Below are 20115 nucleotides of genomic sequence, written 5' to 3' on the forward strand. Positions count from 1 at the left end.
GCTGCCTGCTCTGGCGCCTGCCCGACGGCGAGCCGCCGCCCCGCCCTACACCTGATACCGGTCCGGGGCGAAGAGGTTGAGGTTGGCCGCGACCCAGTCCGACGTGCGGGCCAGGCCTTCGGAGAGGGAGACCTGCGGCTTCCAGTCCGCCCACTCGCGGGCGCGGGAGTTGTCCGACAGGAGGCGGTGCACCTCGCTGCCCGAGGGGCGCAGGCGGGACGGGTCCACCACCACGTCCGCCTCCCGGCCGGAGGCCGTGATCAGGGCCTTCGCCAGGTCGCCGATGGATATCTCCTGGCCGGAGCCGAGGTTGACCACCTCGCCCAGCGCCCGGTCGCACTCCGCCGCCGCGAGGAAGCCCTCGGCCGTGTCCGTCACGTACGTGAAGTCCCGGGTGGGCGTAGTCGATCCCAGGCGGATCTCCCGGGAGCCCGAGTGGAGTTGGGCCAGGATCGTGGGGATGACCGCGCGCGCCGACTGACGGGGACCGTACGTGTTGAACGGCCGTACCACCGTCACCGGCAGCTCGAAGGCGTGGTGGAAGGAGAGCGCCATCATGTCCGCGCCGATCTTCGACGCGGAGTACGGGGACTGCGGCTGGAGCGGGTGGTCCTCCGCGATGGGGGCCGTCAGGGCCGTGCCGTAGACCTCGCTGGTGGAGGTGTGCACGAGACGGCGTACGTGGTGGCGGCGGCAGGCCTCCGCGATGTTCTCCGTACCGGTGACGTTCGTCTGCACGTACGCGCCCGGCGAGGCGTAGCTGTACGGAATCCCGATCAGGGCCGCCAGGTGGAAGACGGTGTCGCAGCCGGCGACCGCGTCGCTGACCCGGCCCGCGTCGCGGATGTCGCCCGCCCACATCTCCACGGGGCCGCCCGGGTCGGCCAGGTAGCGGGCCAGGTGCCCCTTCTCCGCGTACGGCTTGTAGTGGACGAAGGCGCGTACCCGGGCGCCCCGCGCCACCAGCAGGTCCACCAGGGTCGAGCCGATGAAGCCCTCGGCCCCGGTGACGAGGACGGTGCGGCCGGACCAGTTCGTGGCCATGTTCCTGTTCATGGTCGTGGTCATGTCGGTGCTCATGCGTGCTCCAAGGTGGGAAGGGGAAGGCGGATGCCGGCCACGCGGAGGACCTCCGCGGCCAGCAGTTCGGCGGCCCGCGCGTGCGGGCCGGGGTCGGCGGCGCCGGCCATCGACGCCAGCCGGGCCGGGTCGGCCAGCAACGGGCCGATGAGACCGGCGAGCCGCTCGGCGGTGGTCTCGGAGTCGGGCAGCAGCAGCCCGGCTCCCGCGTCGGACAGCACCCGGGCGTTGTGGGTCTGGTGGTCGCCAGGGGCGTACGGGTAGGGGACGAGCACGGCCGGGACCCCGGTCGCCGCCAGCTCCGCGACCGTCGCCGAGCCCGCCCGGCACACCACCAGGTCGGCGGCGGCGTACACCAGGTCCATCCGGTCCAGGTACGCCACGGCCCGCGCGATCCGCTGCCCGCCGGACGCCGCGAGGTCCCGCGCCGCGTCCGGCAGCGCCGCCGGGCCCGTCTTGACCAGCAGCTGGACGTCGTCCCGGTGCTGCCAGAGCCCTGCCAGGGCGACCGCGGCCCCGGTGAGCCGGACCGCCCCCAGACTGCCGCCGTTGAAGACGACGAGGCGCTTCCCGTCGGGGACCCCCAGCTCCCGCCGGGCCTCGGTGCGCAGCGCAGCCCGCTCCGGCCCCGGCAGGCCCGCGAGGCCGGAGAGCGCCGCGGAGATGGGCATCCCCGTGGTCAGCGCCCGCGCCCCGCCCGCCAGATGGGGGCGGCTGCGGTCGAAGGCCACCGCGACGTGCTCGGTGAGCCGGGCCGCGAACTGGTTGGCCCGGCCCGGGACCGCGTTGGACTCGTGGATCACGGCGGGCACGCCCGCCAGCCGGGCGCCGAGCACGGCGGGCGCGCTCGGATAGCCGCCCATGCCGACGACGACCTGCGCGCCCTGCGCCCGGATCACGGAACGGGCCTGGTGCGCCGAGCGCAGCAGGGCCGCGGGCAGCAGGTACCGCTTCGCGCCGAGCGCCGGGTCGAAGGGAATCATATCGACGGTGTGCAGGCGGTATCCGGCGCCGGGGATCAGCTCGGTCTCCAGGCCCCGTTCGGTACCGACGAACGAGATCACGGCGTCCGGGACGGCCGCGCGCAGCGCTTCGGCGAGGGCGAGGCCCGGGTAGATGTGGCCGCCGGTGCCGCCCGCACCGATCACGACGGACAGGGCCGCGGGTGCGTGTCGAGGGGTTCGAGTGGTCATGGACGCACACTCGCGGTGCGGCTTAAGAACGTTCTAAGAGGATCGCGCCGACGCCTTTGGCAGGCTTTGCCCCATGCAACGCATTCTGGTGGTCGACGACGAGCCCGAGGTCAGGGCCGCCGTCCAGGACGGCCTGGCCGTCGAGGGGTACGAGGTACGGGGAGCCGCGGACGGCCTTGCCGCGCTGAGCGAGGTGGCGCGCTGGGAGCCGGACGCGCTCGTCCTGGACGTGATGATGCCGGTCCTCGACGGGCTCGGGGTGTGCCGTCAGCTGCGCGCGATGGGCGACCGTACGCCCGTACTCGTCCTGACGGCGCTCGACTCCGTCAGCGAGCGCGTCGACGGGCTCGAGGCCGGGGCCGACGACTACCTCGTCAAACCCTTCGCGTTGGACGAACTGGTCGCCCGGGTCCGGGCCCTGCTGCGGCGGGCCGCGCCCGAGCCGCCGGGCAGCGGCCCCCTGGCCTTCGCCGACCTCGTCCTGGACCCCGCCACGCGCACCGGGCGGCGCGGCCGCCGGCCGATGGAGTTCAGCCGTACCGAGGCGGCGCTGCTCGAACTGCTGCTGCGCCACCCCGGTCAGGTGCTGCCGCGCGAGCTGATCCTGGAGCTGGTGTGGGGGCGCGACTTCGGTCCTGACTCCAACTCGCTGGCCGTGTACGTCGGCTATCTGCGCCGGAAGCTGGAGGCCGAGGGCGAGCCGCGGCTCGTCCACACCGTGCACGGGGTCGGCTACCGGCTGGACACGCTGTGAGCGGGGGCGGCCGGCGGCGGCTCGGGGGCGTGTGGCGCAGGCGGCGGCCGCTGCGGACCCGGCTCGCGCTGGCGGTCACGGCGGCGGTGGCCCTGGTGGCGGTCGGGGTGTGCGCGGCCGCTTACGTCGTCGTACGGTCCGCGCTGTACGACCAGCTCGACCTGAGCCTGACGCAGTCCGCGCGGCTCGCGGCGCAGCGCGATCCGGGGCACCCGCCGGGCACGCTGGCGGGTGAGTGCCGCTTCCTGGCCGCCCCGGCCTGTGCGGAGGTGGTGTCGGCCGACCCGGCCCAGGACCCGCGTCCGCCGGGGCAGCTGCCGGTGGCGCCGGCCGCGCGGGAGGTCGCCGCCGGGGAGCGGGCCCCGTACTACACGAACATCACGGTGGCCGGGCACCCCGCGCGGATGCTCACGACCGACTACGCGAAGGGGCGGGCGCTCCAGGTGGCGCTGCGCGCCGACACCGTCGAGGCGGGCATCGAGGAGGCCTCGTGGTGGCTCCTGCTGACGGCGGCGGCCGGGGTGCTGTTGGCGGCCGTCCTGGGGTACTGGGTGTCCCGGACCGGACTCGCCCCGGTGACCCGGCTCACGGCGACGGCCGAGCGGATCGCGGCGACCCGTGATCCCCGGCACCGGATCGAGCTTCCGGCTCGGGGAGCCGCCGGGCGGGAGGACGAGATCACGCGCCTTGCCGGAACCTTCAACACCATGCTCGGGGAGCTTGAACAGTCCGTCACCGCGCAGCGGCGGCTTGTCGCGGACGCCTCGCACGAACTGCGGACCCCGCTGACGGCGCTGCGGACCAACGCGGAACTCCTCGCGCGGGCGGACCGGCTCACACCCGAGCAGCGGACGCGGGCGTCGACCGCGCTCGGGCGGCAGCTGCGGGAGGTGACCGGCCTGGTCAACGACCTGATCGAGCTCGCGCGGGACGAGGAGCCGACCCCGCTGGTGGAACAGGTCCGGCTGGACGCGCTCGTGGAGCACGGCGTGGAGGCGGCGCGGGCCCACTGGCCGGGGGTGCCGTTCGGCGTGCGGACGGAGCCTGTGGTCCTGCCGGGGGTGCCGGCGCGGCTGAGCCGGCTGCTGGGCAACCTGCTCGACAACGCGGCGAAGTTCAGCGGGGAGGGGCTGCCGGTGGAGGTGGAGCTGGTGAGCCTCGGCGCGGGCGCGGAGCTGACCGTACGGGACCACGGCCCGGGGATCGCGGCGGAGGACCTGCCGTACGTCTTCGACCGCTTCTACCGCGCGGGCGCGGCCCGCGCCCTGCCGGGGTCGGGCCTGGGCCTGGCCATGGCCCGGCAGATCGCACGGGCCCACGCAGCGGAACTGGTCGCGGAGAACGCGCCGGGCGGCGGCGCGCTGTTCCGACTGACGTTCCGCGAGGGCGGCTGAACGCGGCCGCCCTCGCTCCCTCCGAGGCGGGGTTCAGAGGGTGGGCCAGGGGACGTCGGTTTCCACGGGGGCTGTGTAGTCGACGCCGGGCACGGAGAAGCCGTAGAGGCGGCGGACTTCGTCGCTGAACCAGTCCAGATCGGCGAGTTCGGCGATGGTGTCGCTGGTCGCGGTGGTCCAGCGTCCGGCGACGGCGTCCTGCACGGCGGGGTCGAGTTCCCAGGTGTCGAGGCGGACCCGGCCCTCGTCGTCGAGGTCGAGCGGGCGGGCACCGGTCAACTGGTCCCACAGCTCCACCAGTTGACCGATCGGGGCCACCATGCCGTCGCCGAGGACACCGCGCAGCAGTCCGACGTACAGGGCGATGCCGGGGATGGCGGTGGAGGACTGGGTGACCGCGGCCGCGTTGACCGAGGTCACGGCCCTGCCACCCACGGTCTTGCCGAGGCGCTCGTCCAACGTGCGTGCGGTGGCTTCGAGATGGGCCTTCGCGGCGCCGATGGTGCCCTGCCGGTAGACGGCCGCGGTGATCGGCGAGCCGATGTAGGACAGGGCCGCGGTGGTGAAGCCGTCGGCGAGCAGGGAACGGTCGGCGAGGAAGGTGATCCACCGTTCCCAGTCGGCGCCGCCCATCACCGCCACGGTCTGCTCGATGTCGTCGCCCTCGGCCGGCGCGGTGGTGACCTCCTTCACCTCCGGCTCACCGTGCTCGTCGAAGACGAGGGTCTTGGTGGTGTGGGGCGAGCCGACCGGCTTGAGGACCGAGGCGTACACGGTGCCGGTGTCCGGGTCGGTGCGGCGCGGAGCGGCCACCGAGTAGATCAGGTAGTCGAGGCGTCCCCCGAACCGCTCGGCCAGGAGATCGGCGACCTGCTCCTTGACCGTGTCGCTGAAGGCGTCGCCGTTGACGAAGACCATGTCCCGCCCGTGCTGTCGGGCGAGCCGTGCGGTGGCGTCGGTGCGGTACCAGCCGGCCGTGCCGGTGCGCCGAGCGGGCGCCTTCTCGAAGCACACCCCGATGCCGCGGATACCGACCCGGGCCAGGCCCGCGATCGTAGCGGCCAGCCCGTACCCGGCGGACGAGCCGATCACCAGGGCCACCGGCCCCTCGCTCCCGGCGGGGGCCGGGGCGGGAACGGCCTGCCACATCTCGTCCACCAGCTGCCGGCAACCACCGGGATGGGAGTCGAGGAACAGGAAGCCCCGGCTCTTGGCTGCAATGACGCGTTCGCTCACGGTGTGGTTCCCCCAGGTGTCGTACGGACAAGGTCACGGCGGCCGCGCTCGGGCTCGGCGGCTGCCTCCCGCAAGTCTGTGACCGAGCGGACGAAGACAGTGATCTTGGTCGGCACAACGATGACCGGCCGTGCTTGGAGGGTTTCACCACTTCCCTCAGCGGCACGGCTTCCGCCTCTTCCCCTCAGCAACACGGCTGAGTCAGCGAGCGGCTGAGTCCAGGGCGTCCTCGCCGAAGAGAGCCTGCACCCAGTTCGGCTGGTAGATCGTGTCGAGATAGCGCTCGCCGAGGTCCGGCGAGATCGCCACGCACGTGAGGTGTTCCGCCTGATGGGCGTCGAGCCAGCCGGTCGCGCCGCTGACGACCGTCCCGGTGGACCCACCGAAGACGAATCCCCGCGCGGCCATGGCACGACAGGTGCGGATCGTGTCGGACTCCTCGACCCGGACCACCTCGTCCACGTACCGCTGGTCGAGCAGAGGCGGGCGCATGCTCATGCCGAGGCCGGGGATCAACCGGCGACCTGGCGGGTCCCCGAAGATCGCCGACCCGATGGTGTCCACGGCGACGATGCGCACGGGTCGGTTCCAGGTGCGGAACCAGCGCGCGCAGCCCATCAGGGTGCCGGTGGTCCCGACGCCGACGAACAGGACGTCGATCTGGGGAAAGGCACGGGCGATCGCGGGCGCCGTCCGGCGGTAGTGGGCCTTCCAGTTGTCGGGATTGGAGTACTGGCTGAGCCACACACAATGCGGATCGGACGCGCACAGGCGCCGGACGGCCGCGAGCCGGCCGCCCAACAGACTGCCGTCCCTCTCCTCCGACACGATGTGCACGCGGGCTCCGAGCGCCTCCATCATCAACCGGGTCGTGAGGTTGCATCGCGAGTCGGTGACGCAGACGAACTCGTACCCCTTGCTCGCCGCGATGACGCTGAGTGCCACGCCGAGGTTGCCGGATGAGGACTCCACCAGAATGGACTCGGGGGTGAGAACGCCCCGCCGCTCGGCGGACTCGACCATCTCCGCAGCGGCCTTGAGCTTGATGGAGCCCGCGAAGTTGAAGCCCTCGCACTTGAGAAAGAGGGGCCGGCCGAGCGTCGGCATCAGGTCGACGTAGAGGTCGTCCTGATTGAAGGCGTGGGGGGCGGTGATGACGGGCACGGTGCTCTCCTCCTCGGGCGACGCTTCGGCCGGTCGGTTCTGACGCGTGTTCTGACTCCGCGTTCCGACTCGCGTTCTGACTCGCGTTCTGGCTCGTCGGGCCCGTCTCATCCGTACCGGCTCAGCTCGTCGAAGAAGTCCTCGACTATGGTCAGTTCGCCGGAGCGCGCCAACTGGTCGTAGACGTACTTGCCGACCATCAGGTCGAGGACGCCGAGTCCGAACGGCGAGAAGATCGCGGTACGGTCCGCCGGCACGGACACGCGGCCGGACATGACGTCGGCGAGCGTGCCGTGCACGAAGTCCCTGTTCCCCGTGAGCTGTTCGGTGAGGTGGGGTGACGTCTGGGCGCGCAGGCAGTGGTCCGTGTCGTCGACGATGTTCGTGGCGGACAACAGGATCTGCGGATCGAGGTCGCGCAGGGAGACGTCGAGGACCACCGGGTGGTGGTCGAACCATGCGGGCTCGGTGATGTGGGGCGTGCTCGCGACGGTGGCGATGACCACCAGATCGCTGTTGCGGACGAGTTGTTCGGGGTCTCGGTGCACGGTGACCCGGCCCTCCATGGCGGACTGCTCCAGGTAGAGCCGGAAGCCCGCGGCGCTGTCCGCGGAGCGGTCGTGGACCCCGATGTCGTCGAAGGACCAGCCGGTCCTTCGCAGGTAGGTGTGGATGTAGCGGGCGATCAGGCCCGCCCCGATGAATCCGACGCGGGAGGCCCGGGGGCGGCCCAGGCTGAGCCAGTTGGCGGCGGAGGCGGCGGACGCCGCCGTCCTCGCGGCGCTGATGACCGAGCTCTCCATGCAGGCGAAGGGGTAGCCGGTCACGGGATCGTTGAGGATGAGGACCGCCGATGCCCGTGGAATACCGGACCTGACGTTCGCCGGGAAGCTGGAGATCCACTTGAGCCCGTCGACCTGCGCGTCGCCGGACAAGGAGGCGGGGAGGGCGATGATGCGCGAGGCGGGGCGGTCGGGGAAGCGCAGGAAGGTCGAGGCGGGGTTGACCGTCCGGCCTGCGGCGTGCAGGTGATAGGCCGACTCCACCACGTCCTTCACCGTCGCCTCCCTGCCGTCGAGGACCTGTTTGACCTGGCGCCCCGGGACGACCGCGAAGGGGGGAACCGCGGGGTCCTCGGTGGACCGGGCGGTGTCCTCCGTGGACCGGACGGCGTCGGACAGAGGCTGGGCGGGGTCGGACAGGGGCTGGGTGACGGTCATGTCGCTGCACTCCTCAGCTGCGCGGCGGGCGATGCCTGCCGCTTGGGGTCGGCCATCGCCACCACCACCTGCCGGGGCCCCTCGTAGGGCTCCCTGCTGTGGGCGGTGCGGATGTTGTCGACGAGCATCAGGTCGCCGGCCTGCCACGGCCTGCGGACGGTATGGGCCTCGTAGACCTTGTTGATCTGTTCCACCGTCTCGGCGGCGACGCTGTCGCCGTTGCCGTAGGACGTGTTGAACGGCAGCCCGTCCGGGCCGTACTCCTCGACCAGGAAGTCACGTACCTCCCGGTCCATCGTCCACTGGTTCAGAAACGCGATCTGGTTGAACCAGCAGCGCCTTCCGGTGCCCGGATGCCGCACGACGGCACTGCGGTGCTGCCGGGTGCGCAGTGACCCGTCCGGCTGCCAATCGGCCACGATGTCCCTGTCCCGGCAGTGGCGGTCGATGGCGTGGGTGTCGGTGGTGCCGAAGGCCTGGGTGAGGCTGGTTCCGATCTCCTCGTGGTACGCACGGGTGAGCAGCCAGCCCTCCCGCTCGAAACGTTCCACGAGTTCCGAGGGCAGAGCGTCCAGTACCGCGGTGGCATCGGCGAGGGCGGTCGTTCCGCCCGTGGAGGGAGCCCGCAGGCATGCGAAGAGCAGGAGACCGGGGAACTGTCCCGCATAGCTCAGCTCGTGGTGCATGCACATCGGCTGCCGGGGCGGCCAGGCCGCCGAGGAGTAGACGCCGTACGCGTGCTCCGTGCGGGCGGCGAAGCCCTCGGCCTCCCGGACCGGACGCACACCCAGTTGCCCGAGCACCGCCTCGACGTCGGAGACGCTGTGCAGACCGAGGCCTGTCACGACGGCGGCGCCGTGCTCGGCGACGACGGCGAGCACCTCTCCACGGTGCTCGGCCACCCAGGCCGCCGCTCCCGCGCCACCGGTCGCGCTCTCGATCTCGGGCAGGATCGTCGGTGCCGATACGTGCTGTCGGTGGAAGAGTGCGGACCTCATGACGAATTCCTCTCTCCTGTAGGGGCGTTCGCCCCGGTGCGTGCGTCGATGAGCGCGGCCAGTTCCTCCAGTACCGGACATGCCGTCAGGTCGCGGAGCGACACCACTCGGTCAAGCACGACGGCGAGGCGCACGGCGGTCAGGGATGTTCCACCGAGGTCGAAGAAGCCGTCCCTCCGCCCGATCCCGGAGGCCGGTACGTCGAGCACCGCGGCCCACGCGTCGGCGAGTCGCTCCTCGGTCGCGGTGAAGGGAGCGTCGCCGGAGCCGTCCCCGGAGCCCTTCTCACGGCCCTCCCCACGGCCGTCACCGCGGCCGGACGCCTCGGCGAGCGAGCCGAGCGCCTTGCGGTCGACCTTCCCGTTGGGTGTCAGCGGGAGCGCGTCCAGCCAGTGGCACGAGGCCGGCACCATGTAGGCGGGCAGCAACTCCCCCAGCAGGTGGCGCAGGTGATCGGAGTCGAGCGCCGGGTCGCCGGTGTGGAAGGCGACCAGTTGGCGCCCGTGTCCCTCCGCCCCGGTGACCACGACGGCGCCGTCGCGTACCTCCGGCACGCGCAACAGAGCGCTCTCGACATCGCCGATCTCGACCCGGAAGCCTCGGATCTTGACCTGCGCGTCGCGTCGGCCCAGGAACTCGAGCTTCCCGTCGGGCAGCAAGCGCCCGAAGTCCCCTCCCCGGTAGAGCCGCTCGCCGGGGCGCAGCGGATCGGCCCGGTAGCACTCGGCGGTGCGGTCGGCGTCGTTGACGTAACCCCGGCCCACGCAGACCCCGGAGAAGGCGATCGCCCCAGGGGCGCCGAGTGGGACGGGCATCAGATGGGCGTCCGTCACATAGGCGCGCACGTTGGGGATCGGCCGCCCCAGGGAGATCCGTTCCCCCGGTGGCGCGGCTTCCATCACCTCGTGATGGGTGTCGTCGGACGTCTCGGTCAGCCCGTACGCGTTGACCAGGCGGCTCCCGGGCCTGACGCGGAACCACCGCCGCACCAGCTCCGCGCGGAGGGCCTCGCCGGTCACCGAGACGCTTTCCAGGTCCGGCAGCCCTCGTGGCGTGCGTTCCAGTGCCGAGACCAGTACATCGAGGTAGGAGGGGACTACCTGGAGCACGTTCACCCGCTCCCGCGCGATCAGGTCGAGGAATCGGTGGACGTCCAGGACCGCCTCCTGCTCCACCAGCAGCGTCCGTCCGCCCACCAGGGGGCCGGCGAACAGCTGCCACAGCGAGATGTCGAAGCACTGCGACGCCGTCTGCGCCACGGCGGATCCCGGTCCGACGCGAAGGTCTTCGACCTTCGCCAGAAGGTGGTTGAGGAGGCCCGCGTGCTCGACCATCGCTCCCTTGGGCTCGCCGGTCGATCCCGACGTGAAGTAGATGTACGCGAGGGCGTCGGCCGGTACGGGGATGCCGAGGTCACGGCCTTCGCTCTCGCGCTCGGCGACGGAGGGCGCGTCGACGACGCGCGGGGCGGTCGACGACGCGAGTGCCGCCGCGAGGTGGCCGGAACTGCCGGGCTCGGTGAGGACGAAGCGGCACTCGGCGCGTCCCAGCATCGTGCCGATGCGTTCGGACGGGTAGTCCGGGTCGACGGGCAGATAGGCGCCGCCCGCCTTGAAGGTCGCGAGGACGCAGGCCATCCAGTACAGGTCCCGCGGGAGCACCACTCCCACCGGGTCCTCGGGCCGCAGCCCCTGGGCCAGCAGGGCCCGTGCGAGGCGATTGGCACGGAGGTTCAGGTCCCGGTACGTCCACCGGCGTCCGCGATGCACCGCGACGACGACGTCCGGGTGCCGGCGTGCCCGTTCCTCGAACAACTCGTGGAACCTCTTGTCCGGCAGGGGCCTTGAGGGTCCGGCGAGACCGTCGACCTGGAACCGGATCTCCTCGGAGGACAGCAGGCAGTGGCGGTCGTGGCGCGAGTCCGGGTCGGCGAGGAGGCCTCGGAGTGCCGTGAGGTGGTAGCCCGCGATGCGCGCCGCGGCGTCGCCGTCGAGCGCGTCCGTACGGAAGCGCAGGCTCAGCGCCTGTCCGTCGGCGTCCTCGCGCACCGTGGCGCAGAGGACCGCGCCGTCGGGCAGGACGGGCCCGTACCCGTCCGGGTCGAACACGGCCTCGGGGCGGACCGCGCGGCCGGTGTCGGACGCTTCGGGGCGGGGGCGCCAAGCCCCTTCCCCGTCGCAAGCCCCTTCCTCGCCGCCGAGCAGCTCCTCCGCACGTACGGCGTCCCCGACAAGGTCGCGCCACGTGCTCGGAGCGACAGTCATCCGGCAGGGCACGTACCGTCCCGGCTCCACCAGACGGGCAGTCGTCACCACCGGATCCCCGGAGAGGGCGGCGAGGACCTTGGCGTGCGCCGCCAGGTGGAGCGCCGAGACCCGCACGCCCAGCTCCTGGGCACGCGTCCGCAAGCCGGTCGCCATGGCGTCCGGGAGGGCGATCGCGTGCTCGGCCGAGCCCGGCATCGGAGCCGTGGTCCACCGGGGGACCTCGGTCCATCCCGTCGTGGACTGCGTGCCGTCGGGCAGCGCGTCGCGTGTGACCGTCATCGGAATCCGCCTCCGTCGGCGCCGTCGTCATGGAGTTCCACGGGTCGGGCGGGGTTCCCCGTCCACCGGCTGTCGTCGGGCACCGTCTCGCCCTTCATCAGGAAGCAGTCGGCCTCCAGCACGGCACGCGCGCCGACCTCGACTCCGTAGTGGACGAAGGCACCGACGCCCAGCGTGCTGCCCGGGCCGAGCGTGCTCGGTTCGGACTTGAAGGCGCCGTCCTCCTGCGAGTGGCACTGGACGACGCTCCCCGCGTTGAGCGTGCAGCCGTCGCCGATCGTCACCATGGACCGCTCGGGCAGGCCGCAGCCGTCGTCGAAGACGTTCCTGCCGATCCGGACCCGCAGCATCCGCCAGACGGCGCTCTTGAACGGCGTGCCGTTCAGCACCTGCAGATACGCCTCCGACGGGACCTTCCAGTACCGTTCGCGCCGCCAGAACCGAACGTCGTAGATCGAGCAGAACAGCGGCCCGAGCGGGGCGAAGAAGGTCACGATCCGCTCGACCAGCACGTAGTAGAGGATCGTGAACGGGAGCAGAACGCCATTGGCCAGGGCGAGCGCCCACACCCCCATGGACCCGTACAGGTCCGCCGCGCCGGCGAAGAGCACGGTGACGAAGAAGAGGTAGAGCCAGGCGGTGGCCAGATACCAGACCATGGTCATGGCGTTGTGCCGGTTCTTCGCCGCGAGCCGGCGACGCAGCTCCTCCCCGTCGCGGACGTCGTCGAACGTACTGTCGCGGAGCACCGAACGCGGGATCTCGAAGCTGGGGGAACCGAGGAGACCGACGTTCTCCCGGATCTCCCCGTCCACCGGGACCATGACCTTGGTGGCCAGGAGGCAGTTGTCACCGGTCCTGCCACGCGCGGGATAGGCGATCTTGTTGCCGAGGAAGTTGCGGGCACCGATCCGGGTCGGTGACAGGCGGAACGAGGTGCTGGAGTAGTCCGCGTTCATGAGCGAGAGGCCGTCGGCGACCATCGTGCCCCTGCCCACATGGCTCATCAGCGGGCTCTCGTGCTTCACGACCGTGCCGAAGTTCGACCCTGTCTGCTCCACGTGGGACAGGTCGTATCCGACCCACCGCAGGTAGTGCACGATGGCCGTGCTGTCGCCGAAGAGCCGTGTCAGGCTCTTCCGGTTGGTGAGCACCGTCGACAGGCGGTGCAGCGTGTGGTGGAGGCCGAAGAGCGGGTACACACGGCCCGGGACCACGATGCGGCCGACCAGGCGGGACACGGTGGCCAGGAGCAGCAGGGCGAGCGGTATCGCGCCGAAGAACACGAGGGCTGTCACCGCGAGCAGGTCCGTGTAGAAGGCCCCGTCGGTGAGGGCCGCGGGCCCGGGTTCCAGTACGACCGCCAGCTGCGGGACCTTGGAGAGCAGGACGTCCACCCCGCCGACGGCCAGCGGCGCGACGAACAACACGGCGAACAGGATCTGACCGACGGCGTGGGAGGCACGCCGTACGCGGCCGCAGCGCGTGTCCTCGACCCCTCGGAAGTCGGTGTCGGCGGGCTGGGCGGGCGACCCGTGCCAGCGCTCGCCGTCGGGAACGGTCTGGCCGGCGTGGAGCGACGACGCGTGGCCGAGCTGGGCACCGTCGCCCATCGACGTCCGGATGTCCAGAACCGTCGACTCGCTGACGAGAACGCGCCGGCCGAGGGAGACGGGGCCGGTCTCGATCACGGCGTCGCGGGCGCTGTAGCAGTTGATCAGTGTGTCCTTGCGGACGATCGTGTGGTCACCGATGGACAGCAGGTCGGTGCAGACGGGAACGCTGCGGGACAGAACGGTGACGCCCCGGCCCAGGTGCGCGCCGAGCGCCCGCAGGTAGAGCGAGTACAGCGGCGACCCCACCGAAAGCACCAGCGGATTCGCCCGCACCAGCGTCTTGACCAGCCAGAACCGCAGGTAGCCGAGGCTCCAGACACGGATCCTGCGCGGCTGCCAGCGCCCGATGAGCAGCCACTTCGCCGCGATGGGCAGGGTGCACAGGATCAGGAGCACGGCCGCACCGAACACCACGGACCTCAGGTAGTCGTCGAGCAGACCGCTGCCGGCCGATATCCACTCGTATCCGCGCGTGACGACGACGGCGAGGAGAAGTGCGTAGCCGAGGTAGCTCAGCAGTTGCAGCAGTCCGCAGAGGACAGGTCGCGGTCGGCCGAGGCGGCTGGTGGGCGCGATGGGCATGCCGGGGGTCTCGGGCATGTCGGGTGTCTCGGGCAGCACGTCGGAGGGCGCCTCGCTCGTCGCCCCCGGACGTGCGGAGGGCCGTGCGGCGGCCGATTCCGCCAGGGCGGCGCCGAGTCCGCGGATCGTCGGATGCTGGTAGACCTCCTTCATGGACACCGGCCGCAGTCCTGGCTGCTTCCGAACGCGCGCGCAGAAGTGGGCCATGAGCAGCGAGTCCGCTCCCAGATCATGGAAGAAGTCACTGTCCGGGGGTACGGATTCCAGCCCGGCGACCTCCGAGAACAGGCGGGTGAGGAGCTCCTCCACGGCGGCCGTGTCGAGCTGATCGGTGCGCGCCGGGGCCACGGCGACGGGGGCTGTCGCCGTCATGTCGAGCTGCTTGCCTCTCATGAGGTCTCCCTGGACGGTGTCCGGTGTCGTACAAGTGATTCGTTGCCGACGCCGGCAGGTATGAGCTGATGCCGAGACTTCTCGGCGTCCGTTCATCCGTCCGTCCGTTCCGTTCCGTTCCGCGGACCGATCCGCTGCGCGGACCGGGTCGGCCCCCGGACGTACGATGAAGGCCACGGACACCGGCATTCCCGATCAGCCGTGTCGAGGGCACCATGACCGACCCCTTCGGCTTCCTCCACATACCCCGGCGACCCGCCCCCTCCAGGCCCCCCGACGAACGCGTCGGGGACTGGCACGAGGTGTACACGGGCCAGCCGCTGCTGCCGGTGGTCTCCGCCCAGGCGCGGCGGTGCATGGACTGCGGCGTGCCCTTCTGCCACGGTGGTTGCCCGCTCGGCAACCTCATACCGGAGTGGAACGTGTACGCCGCCCACGGCGACTGGGCCACCGCCTCCGAACGGCTGCACGCCACCAACAACTTCCCCGAGTTCACCGGCCGGCTCTGTCCCGCTCCCTGCGAGGACGCCTGTGTGCTCGCCCTCACCGGCGAACCGGTGACGATCAAGAACGTCGAGCAGGCGATCGCCGATCAGGCGTGGGCGCGCGGCTTCGTGCGTCCCCTGCGGCCGCCCCGGCCCTCCGGTCACTCGGTCGCCGTCGTCGGGTCAGGGCCGGCAGGACTCGCGGCGGCTCAGCAACTCACCCGCGCGGGGCACGCGGTGACGGTGTACGAACGAGCCGACCGTGTCGGCGGGCTTCTCCGTTACGGCATCCCCGACTTCAAGATGTCCAAGGACCGACTGGACTCCAGGATCGCCCAGTTGGAGGAGGAGGGGACGCGATTCCGCCCCGGTGTCGATGTCGGCCATGACGTCGACGCGGTCTGCCTGAGGGCTGACCACGGCGCTGTGATCGTCGCCACCGGAGCGACGGAACCGCGTGACATCGACTGCCCCGGGCGGGAGTTGGGAGGCATCCACCACGCCATGGAGTACCTCACGGCCGCCAACCGCTCCGCCGGGCCCTCCCCCGTACCCGTACCCTCGGTGCTCTCCGCGCGAGGCAAGGATGTCGTGATCGTCGGTGGCGGCGACACGGGCTCCGACTGTCTGGGCACCGCGCTGCGCCAGGACGCGTCGTCCGTCGTCCAGATGGACATCAACCCGCTGCCCGACAAAGGCCGTACGGCCGACGAGCCATGGCCGCTCGTCCATCCGAAGGTCTACCGGATGTCCCACGCCCACGAGGAGGCGTGCACCCGCGACGGCGCCGACCCCAGGTCCTTCTCCTCCGTCACCGTTCGCTTCGACGGTGACGGGTCGGGACAGGTCGTGGCCGTGGTGCTGAACGAGGTCGAACCCAGGACCAGACGCCCCCGCCCTGGTACGACCCGCGTCCTGCCGGCCCAACTGGTGCTGCTCGCGCTCGGCTTCCGTGGCCCTCGCCACCATCCGGACCTGACCGGCCCCCTGGGTCTCGCGCCCAGCCCCGGGGGAACCTTCGCACGCACCCCGGATTTCGCCGCGCTCTCGTCATCGGCGACGACACCGGGAGCGGAGGAAACCGCCGGCGTCTTCGTCGCCGGCGACGCCGGGCGCGGTCCGTCCCTCGTCGTCTGGGCCATCGCGGAGGGCAGAGCGGCCGCGGCCGCGGCGGACCGCTACCTCCGTGGCGCCACCGAGCTGCCGGCCCCCATCCGCGCCACGGACCGACCCCTCGCGTGACCCATCGCCCGACGCCTCTCCCGGGCGGTGGTGAGGACCAGGCCCCGGGGCCTGGTCCTCAGTGGCAGGAGTTCGGGTCAGCCGTGATGGCAGTCCCAGTGGCCCTTCACCCAGTGGTGCTCCCAGTGGGCCGGGATGTAGACCCACTTGTACTGGTGCTCGATGCTCCAGTAGCCCTTGTGCCAGTTGCCGTGCTTGTCGTGATGGCCCTTGTGCCACGTGTTGTGGTGGGTCCACTTCTTCTCCCAGTGGCCCTTCACCCACTTCTTCTCCCAGTGCCCCTTCTTCCACTCGCACCGGTCGTGACGTTCGTGATGGTCACCGGCCACGACGGTCGAGACGGATGTGGGCGCGGGTGCCGCGGTGGCCGTCCCGGACATGCCGAGCGCGGCACCGCCGGCCAGCAGTCCCGCCGCCGCGGCGCTCGCCACCAGACGACGGGCACGTATGGACGCGGTCATCGGACGCACCTCCCTCGCTTGATCGACATCGTTGAGCACGTCGAGATGGGTCGTACGGCGGCCAGGACGACCGGAGAAACCGGTCGGCAGGGCGGATCCGACGGCCGACTCGCCGTGCGGGGTCACCAGGGATTCGGAACCGGACCACCGCCGGATGAGAATTCGGCGGGAATCCCGCACGACGTGAGCGTGCTGTCGTCGCCGATCACTCATCCGGGCTCCGTACGGCTACGAATCCCTCACACAGCAGGATTCGCCTCCAGGGAGCGGTCATGACCACCACCGCACCACCGCCAGCACCCTCAACACCCTCAGCACCCACCATGACGCGCCACGTCGTGGCCCTGCCCTGCGGACTGCGCAGCCCGGCCGTCGCCCGTCGCATCGCGGCCCGATGGCTGGAGGCGGCCGAATACGCCCGTACGGCCGACGCCGTCCTGATCGTGTCCGAACTCGTCACCAACGCGGTCCGCCACACCCGCGGCCCCTGTGAGCTGACCCTGACCTCGCACGACAGCTCCCTGGACATCGCGGTCACCGACCACAGCGAGGAGATCCCCGATCTCCACCGGTATTCGGGCGGCGACGGGCGAGGCGGTTTCGGCCTGGAGATCGTGCGCCGCCTGGGGGGATCCATCAGGGTGGTCCCCCGTCTGGGCGGCAAGACCGTGCATGTCGCACTCCAGGTCCATGCGTCGGCACACGACCGGCGGGGACCACCGTGAAGCCTCGTCCGCTCCATGCCGACCTCACCCGAGCGGCGCGGCCACGCGACACGACCCCGTCGCAGACGGCAGAGTCGGTCGGGGCGAGCCGCCCCGGGCAGGTCGGCTCGGCCTGCGTCACTCCGGCGACCGACCACCAGAGGCATGATGGGGAGCGACCATTGCCGCACGCAGCATCCGAATCGGACGCCGACGTCGACACGCTCCTGCTCCGGGCGGCGGACGGTGACCGGGACGCGTTCGCGGGCGTGTACGACGCACTGGCCAAGTCGGTGATGGGGCTCGCATGCCGGATCCTGCGGGACGCGGCCCAGGCCGAAGAGGTGACGCAGGACGTCATGATCGAGGTGTGGCGTACGGCCGGGCGATTCGATCCCGGCCGCGGTACGGCCAAGGCGTGGGTGCTCACTCTCGCTCATCGGCGGGCCGTGGACCGGGTGCGGAGCGTCCGGGCCAGCACAGACCGGGAAAAGCTGGCCGGAATGCTGTCGGCGGACAGGGAGTTCGACCACGTCGCCGAGACCGTCGAGGGCCATGACGAACGGCGCCGGGTCCATCGCTGCGTGGCGGCCCTGGCCCGCCTCCAGCGGGTGCCGCTGGTCCTCGCCTACTACCAGGGCATGACCTACCTGGAGGTCGCCCGCTCCCTCTCCACCCCCGAGGGAACGGTGAAGTCCCGCATGCGCAACGGCCTCAAGCAGCTGCGTGCCTGTTTGGAGGCCGGCTCATGACAACGCCGGAAGATCCACACCTCAACGCCGCGGCGTACGCTCTGCACGCTCTCCCGCCCGTGGAGGAAGCCGCTTTCGAGAAGCACCTCGCCGGCTGCGAGGCCTGCCGCCGGGACGTCGCCGAGTTCGAGGAGACCGCCGCCCGTCTCGTCGCCTCCGACACGGCCCCGGTCCCCGAGGAGCTGCGCGCACGCGTGATGGAGCTGGTCTCCCGCACCCCCCAGGACCGCCCGCATCACATCGCCCGGCCCCATGCCAAGGCCCGCGGCCAACGCGCACTGCGCCTCGCACTCGCCGCGAGCCTCGCGGCGGCGGCCGCGCTCGGCTCGATCGCCGTCTGGCAGCACTCGGAGGCCGAGGACGCGCGCGCCCGCGCGGACCGAGCCCAGCAGCAGGCCCGCACGGCGAGCGCCGCCTTCGCGGAAATCCTCACCGCCCCGGACGCCACCGTGCACACCGGCACGCTGGCCGACGGAGCCGATGCGGCGGTCGTCGTCTCCCGCCAACAGGCGCAGGCCGCGTTCACCGCCCGCGACCTCCCGGCACTGCCGAGCGACAAGGTCTACGAACTCTGGTACGCCGCCGAGGCAGGCGACCTCCGCCCCGCAGGCCTCCTGGACAACACCGGCGACCGAGCGACCCGAGTCCTCGACGGCCCCCTGGCCAACGCGGTAGCCGTAGGCATCACGGTCGAACCCGCAGGCGGCTCCACCCAACCCACGACCGAACCCCTCGGCATCATCCCCATCAGCTCATGACGCCCGTTCACTCAGGAACCTGGAGGGCTCCGCTGTGAAGTACACCGTCTCGATCGAGATCGCCCTGCCACGGGAGAGGGTGGTCCAGATGCTCGCCGACCCGGCACACCTGCCGAAGTGGCTGCGGGGCCTGGTGGTGCACGAGCCGCTGAGTGGGGTGCACGGGCAGGTCGGGACCAAGTCGCGGGTCGTGATGCAGATGGGGCAGCAGAAGTTCGAGGGCACCGAGACGATCACACGCCGGGAGCCGGCGGACCTGCACGGGATCCCGAAGGGGAGCGTCGTTCACTTCGACCGAGAGATCGTCGGCAAGGGCATGTGGAGCGCCGTGCGCGACCGGCTGACCGAGGCCGGTCCGGAGAAGACGCTCTGGATGAGCGAGAGCGAGTACCGGTTCAGCGGCGTGCTGATGCGGCTGGTGGGGCTCCTGATGCCCAGCACCTTCCGTAAGCAGTCGCTGCAGCACATGGAGGACTTCAAGGCGTTCGCCGAACAGGGAAAAGACGTCCGCGAAGCGACGGGCTGACCTGGAACGACTTCGACCCCGTCGCCTACCTCCCCTAGCTCCGCAACCTCGGGGTCACCATCACGGAGGAGGGGCCCGGGGCCGCACCCGCGCGTACCTTCCACGGCTCGCTGCCGTGCGGCAGGTGCAACTTTCGCCACTCGAACCCTGGAAACAAGTCCCGGAATCCGCGGTGCCAGGGCCGGAACACTGGAGAGAGAAGGGCGCACCAAGCCCCGGCCGGGGCCGCTCAGCGGCCCGCCGGGCTCTGCAGACGGTGCGCACACCCTGCCCCCTTCAGCGGCGTCGCGCCGCCGCGCGCGGCCGCTCTGCCCCGCTGTCCCGGAAGGAACCTCTCCGTGAAGCCTCTCAGTACCCGTTCCACCACTGTCCGTAAGAGCCTGACCCGCAAGATCGCCACGCTGGGCCTGGTCGCCGCCGGCGCTGTCACCGCTGTCGCGGTGCCGGGAACCGCGCACGCAGAGGCCCAGGCCCCGGTCCGGCCCGCTGCTCAGGTCCAGACCTCCGCGGTCGGCCTTTCCGGTGGCCTGGACAGCTGGATCGCCCAGGCTCGCGCCATCCTGACCGCACACGGCGACAAGGTTCCCTCCGCGGCCGCCATCAAGGCCCGCGCGCTCACCGAGTCCTCCGGCAACCCCCGGGCCGAGAACCACTGGGACGCGAACCAGGCCCAGTACGGCGGCACGTACGGGCTGCTGCAGACCATCCGCCCGACGTTCGCCGCGTACGCGCTGCCGGGCCACACCAACATCCTCAACCCGGTCGACTCGATCATTTCCGGCGTCCGCTACGCCAACGCCCGCTACGGCTCCTTCGAAACCATCGCCCACACCAAGGCCGGCTACTGACTGCCCATCGGGCCGTGCGGTGGCATCCGGATGTCCGCCCATCTCCTCCGCAGGTCAAGGCAGCCAGAAGGTCACGCCGGAGGGGCCCGCGGGGCGCCGGCGACAGGGGCGAGAGGCGCCCCGCAGGGACTGCGGCCCAGGTGCGTGCGGTAGGCGACCGAAG

At 71.4% G+C, this 20115-nt stretch carries 17 protein-coding genes; 8 read left to right on the forward strand and 9 right to left on the reverse strand.

Features of this window, described 5'->3' with window-relative positions; genetic code table 11:
- Positions 1-45: 45 nt before the first annotated feature.
- The gene (locus ACWCO8_RS05850) at positions 46-1080 is read right to left on the reverse strand and encodes an SDR family NAD(P)-dependent oxidoreductase (RefSeq protein ID WP_451031111.1); all 1035 of its coding nucleotides are present in this window, start codon (positions 1078-1080) and stop codon (positions 46-48) included.
- The gene (locus ACWCO8_RS05855; protein WP_451031112.1) at positions 1077-2273 is read right to left on the reverse strand and encodes a UDP-N-acetylglucosamine--N-acetylmuramyl-(pentapeptide) pyrophosphoryl-undecaprenol N-acetylglucosamine transferase; all 1197 of its coding nucleotides are present in this window, start codon (positions 2271-2273) and stop codon (positions 1077-1079) included. Before ACWCO8_RS05855 ends, ACWCO8_RS05850 begins: the two co-directional genes overlap by 4 nt.
- Before the next feature lie 73 nt (positions 2274-2346).
- Between ACWCO8_RS05855 and ACWCO8_RS05860 the strand changes: the two genes are divergently transcribed.
- Positions 2347-3027: a response regulator transcription factor gene (locus tag ACWCO8_RS05860; RefSeq protein ID WP_451031113.1), complete on the forward strand. Its 681-nt coding sequence runs from the start codon at positions 2347-2349 to the stop codon at positions 3025-3027.
- Positions 3024-4421 carry a sensor histidine kinase gene (locus tag ACWCO8_RS05865; protein WP_451031114.1) on the forward strand — a complete coding sequence of 466 codons (1398 nt, stop codon included), beginning with the start codon at positions 3024-3026 and terminating at the stop codon, positions 4419-4421. Before ACWCO8_RS05860 ends, ACWCO8_RS05865 begins: the two co-directional genes overlap by 4 nt.
- Positions 4422-4454: 33 nt before the next feature.
- Here the strand turns inward: ACWCO8_RS05865 and fabV are convergent, their stop codons facing one another.
- From fabV to ACWCO8_RS05895, 6 genes are all read right to left on the reverse strand, one after another.
- Positions 4455-5657 (reverse strand): enoyl-[acyl-carrier-protein] reductase FabV, encoded by a 1203-nt coding sequence (gene fabV / locus ACWCO8_RS05870; RefSeq protein ID WP_451031115.1) that lies wholly within the window; start codon positions 5655-5657, stop codon positions 4455-4457.
- A 201-nt stretch (positions 5658-5858) separates the two neighbouring features.
- A complete protein-coding gene (gene sbnA, locus ACWCO8_RS05875; RefSeq protein WP_451031116.1) occupies positions 5859-6821 on the reverse strand; it encodes a 2,3-diaminopropionate biosynthesis protein SbnA in 963 nt (320 codons plus the stop codon).
- 107 nt (positions 6822-6928) lie between these two features.
- On the reverse strand, positions 6929-8041 hold the full coding sequence (gene sbnB / locus ACWCO8_RS05880) for a 2,3-diaminopropionate biosynthesis protein SbnB (protein WP_451031117.1): 1113 nt from the start codon (positions 8039-8041) through the stop codon (positions 6929-6931).
- A complete protein-coding gene (locus ACWCO8_RS05885) occupies positions 8038-9039 on the reverse strand; it encodes a TauD/TfdA family dioxygenase (RefSeq protein WP_451031118.1) in 1002 nt (333 codons plus the stop codon). The genes sbnB and ACWCO8_RS05885 overlap by 4 nt, the downstream gene beginning before the upstream one ends.
- Positions 9036-11585: an amino acid adenylation domain-containing protein gene (locus ACWCO8_RS05890; RefSeq protein ID WP_451031119.1), complete on the reverse strand. Its 2550-nt coding sequence runs from the start codon at positions 11583-11585 to the stop codon at positions 9036-9038. Before ACWCO8_RS05890 ends, ACWCO8_RS05885 begins: the two co-directional genes overlap by 4 nt.
- Positions 11582-14176 (reverse strand): Pls/PosA family non-ribosomal peptide synthetase, encoded by a 2595-nt coding sequence (locus tag ACWCO8_RS05895; protein ID WP_451031120.1) that lies wholly within the window; start codon positions 14174-14176, stop codon positions 11582-11584. Before ACWCO8_RS05895 ends, ACWCO8_RS05890 begins: the two co-directional genes overlap by 4 nt.
- Positions 14177-14391: 215 nt before the next feature.
- Here ACWCO8_RS05895 and ACWCO8_RS05900 point away from each other — a divergent pair, with 215 nt between their 5' ends.
- A complete protein-coding gene (locus ACWCO8_RS05900; RefSeq protein ID WP_451031121.1) occupies positions 14392-15903 on the forward strand; it encodes a glutamate synthase subunit beta in 1512 nt (503 codons plus the stop codon).
- Between the two features lie 77 nt (positions 15904-15980).
- Here ACWCO8_RS05900 and ACWCO8_RS05905 read toward each other — a convergent pair whose 3' ends face one another.
- Positions 15981-16364, reverse strand: a complete 384-nt coding sequence (locus ACWCO8_RS05905; RefSeq protein ID WP_451031122.1) for a hypothetical protein — start codon at positions 16362-16364, stop codon at positions 15981-15983.
- A 323-nt stretch (positions 16365-16687) separates the two neighbouring features.
- On the opposite strand from ACWCO8_RS05905, the gene ACWCO8_RS05910 reads away from it, so the two are divergent.
- The 5 genes from ACWCO8_RS05910 (at position 16688) to ACWCO8_RS05930 (ending at position 19952) form a co-directional block, all read left to right on the forward strand.
- Entirely contained in the window at positions 16688-17089 is a 402-nt protein-coding gene (locus ACWCO8_RS05910) for an ATP-binding protein (RefSeq protein WP_451031123.1), read from the forward strand.
- Between the two features lie 161 nt (positions 17090-17250).
- Entirely contained in the window at positions 17251-17820 is a 570-nt protein-coding gene (sigK, locus tag ACWCO8_RS05915; RefSeq protein ID WP_451031124.1) for an ECF RNA polymerase sigma factor SigK, read from the forward strand.
- The gene (locus ACWCO8_RS05920; protein ID WP_451031125.1) at positions 17817-18578 is read left to right on the forward strand and encodes an anti-sigma factor; all 762 of its coding nucleotides are present in this window, start codon (positions 17817-17819) and stop codon (positions 18576-18578) included. The genes sigK and ACWCO8_RS05920 overlap by 4 nt, the downstream gene beginning before the upstream one ends.
- A gap of 34 nt (positions 18579-18612) precedes the next feature.
- Complete coding sequence (locus tag ACWCO8_RS05925) at positions 18613-19104, forward strand: SRPBCC family protein (protein WP_451031126.1); 492 nt, start codon at positions 18613-18615, stop codon at positions 19102-19104.
- 338 nt (positions 19105-19442) lie between these two features.
- Entirely contained in the window at positions 19443-19952 is a 510-nt protein-coding gene (locus tag ACWCO8_RS05930; protein WP_451031127.1) for a transglycosylase SLT domain-containing protein, read from the forward strand.
- The last annotated feature ends 163 nt before the right edge of the window (positions 19953-20115 follow it).

It is taken from the genome of Streptomyces sp. NPDC001927 (genome assembly GCF_053594455.1).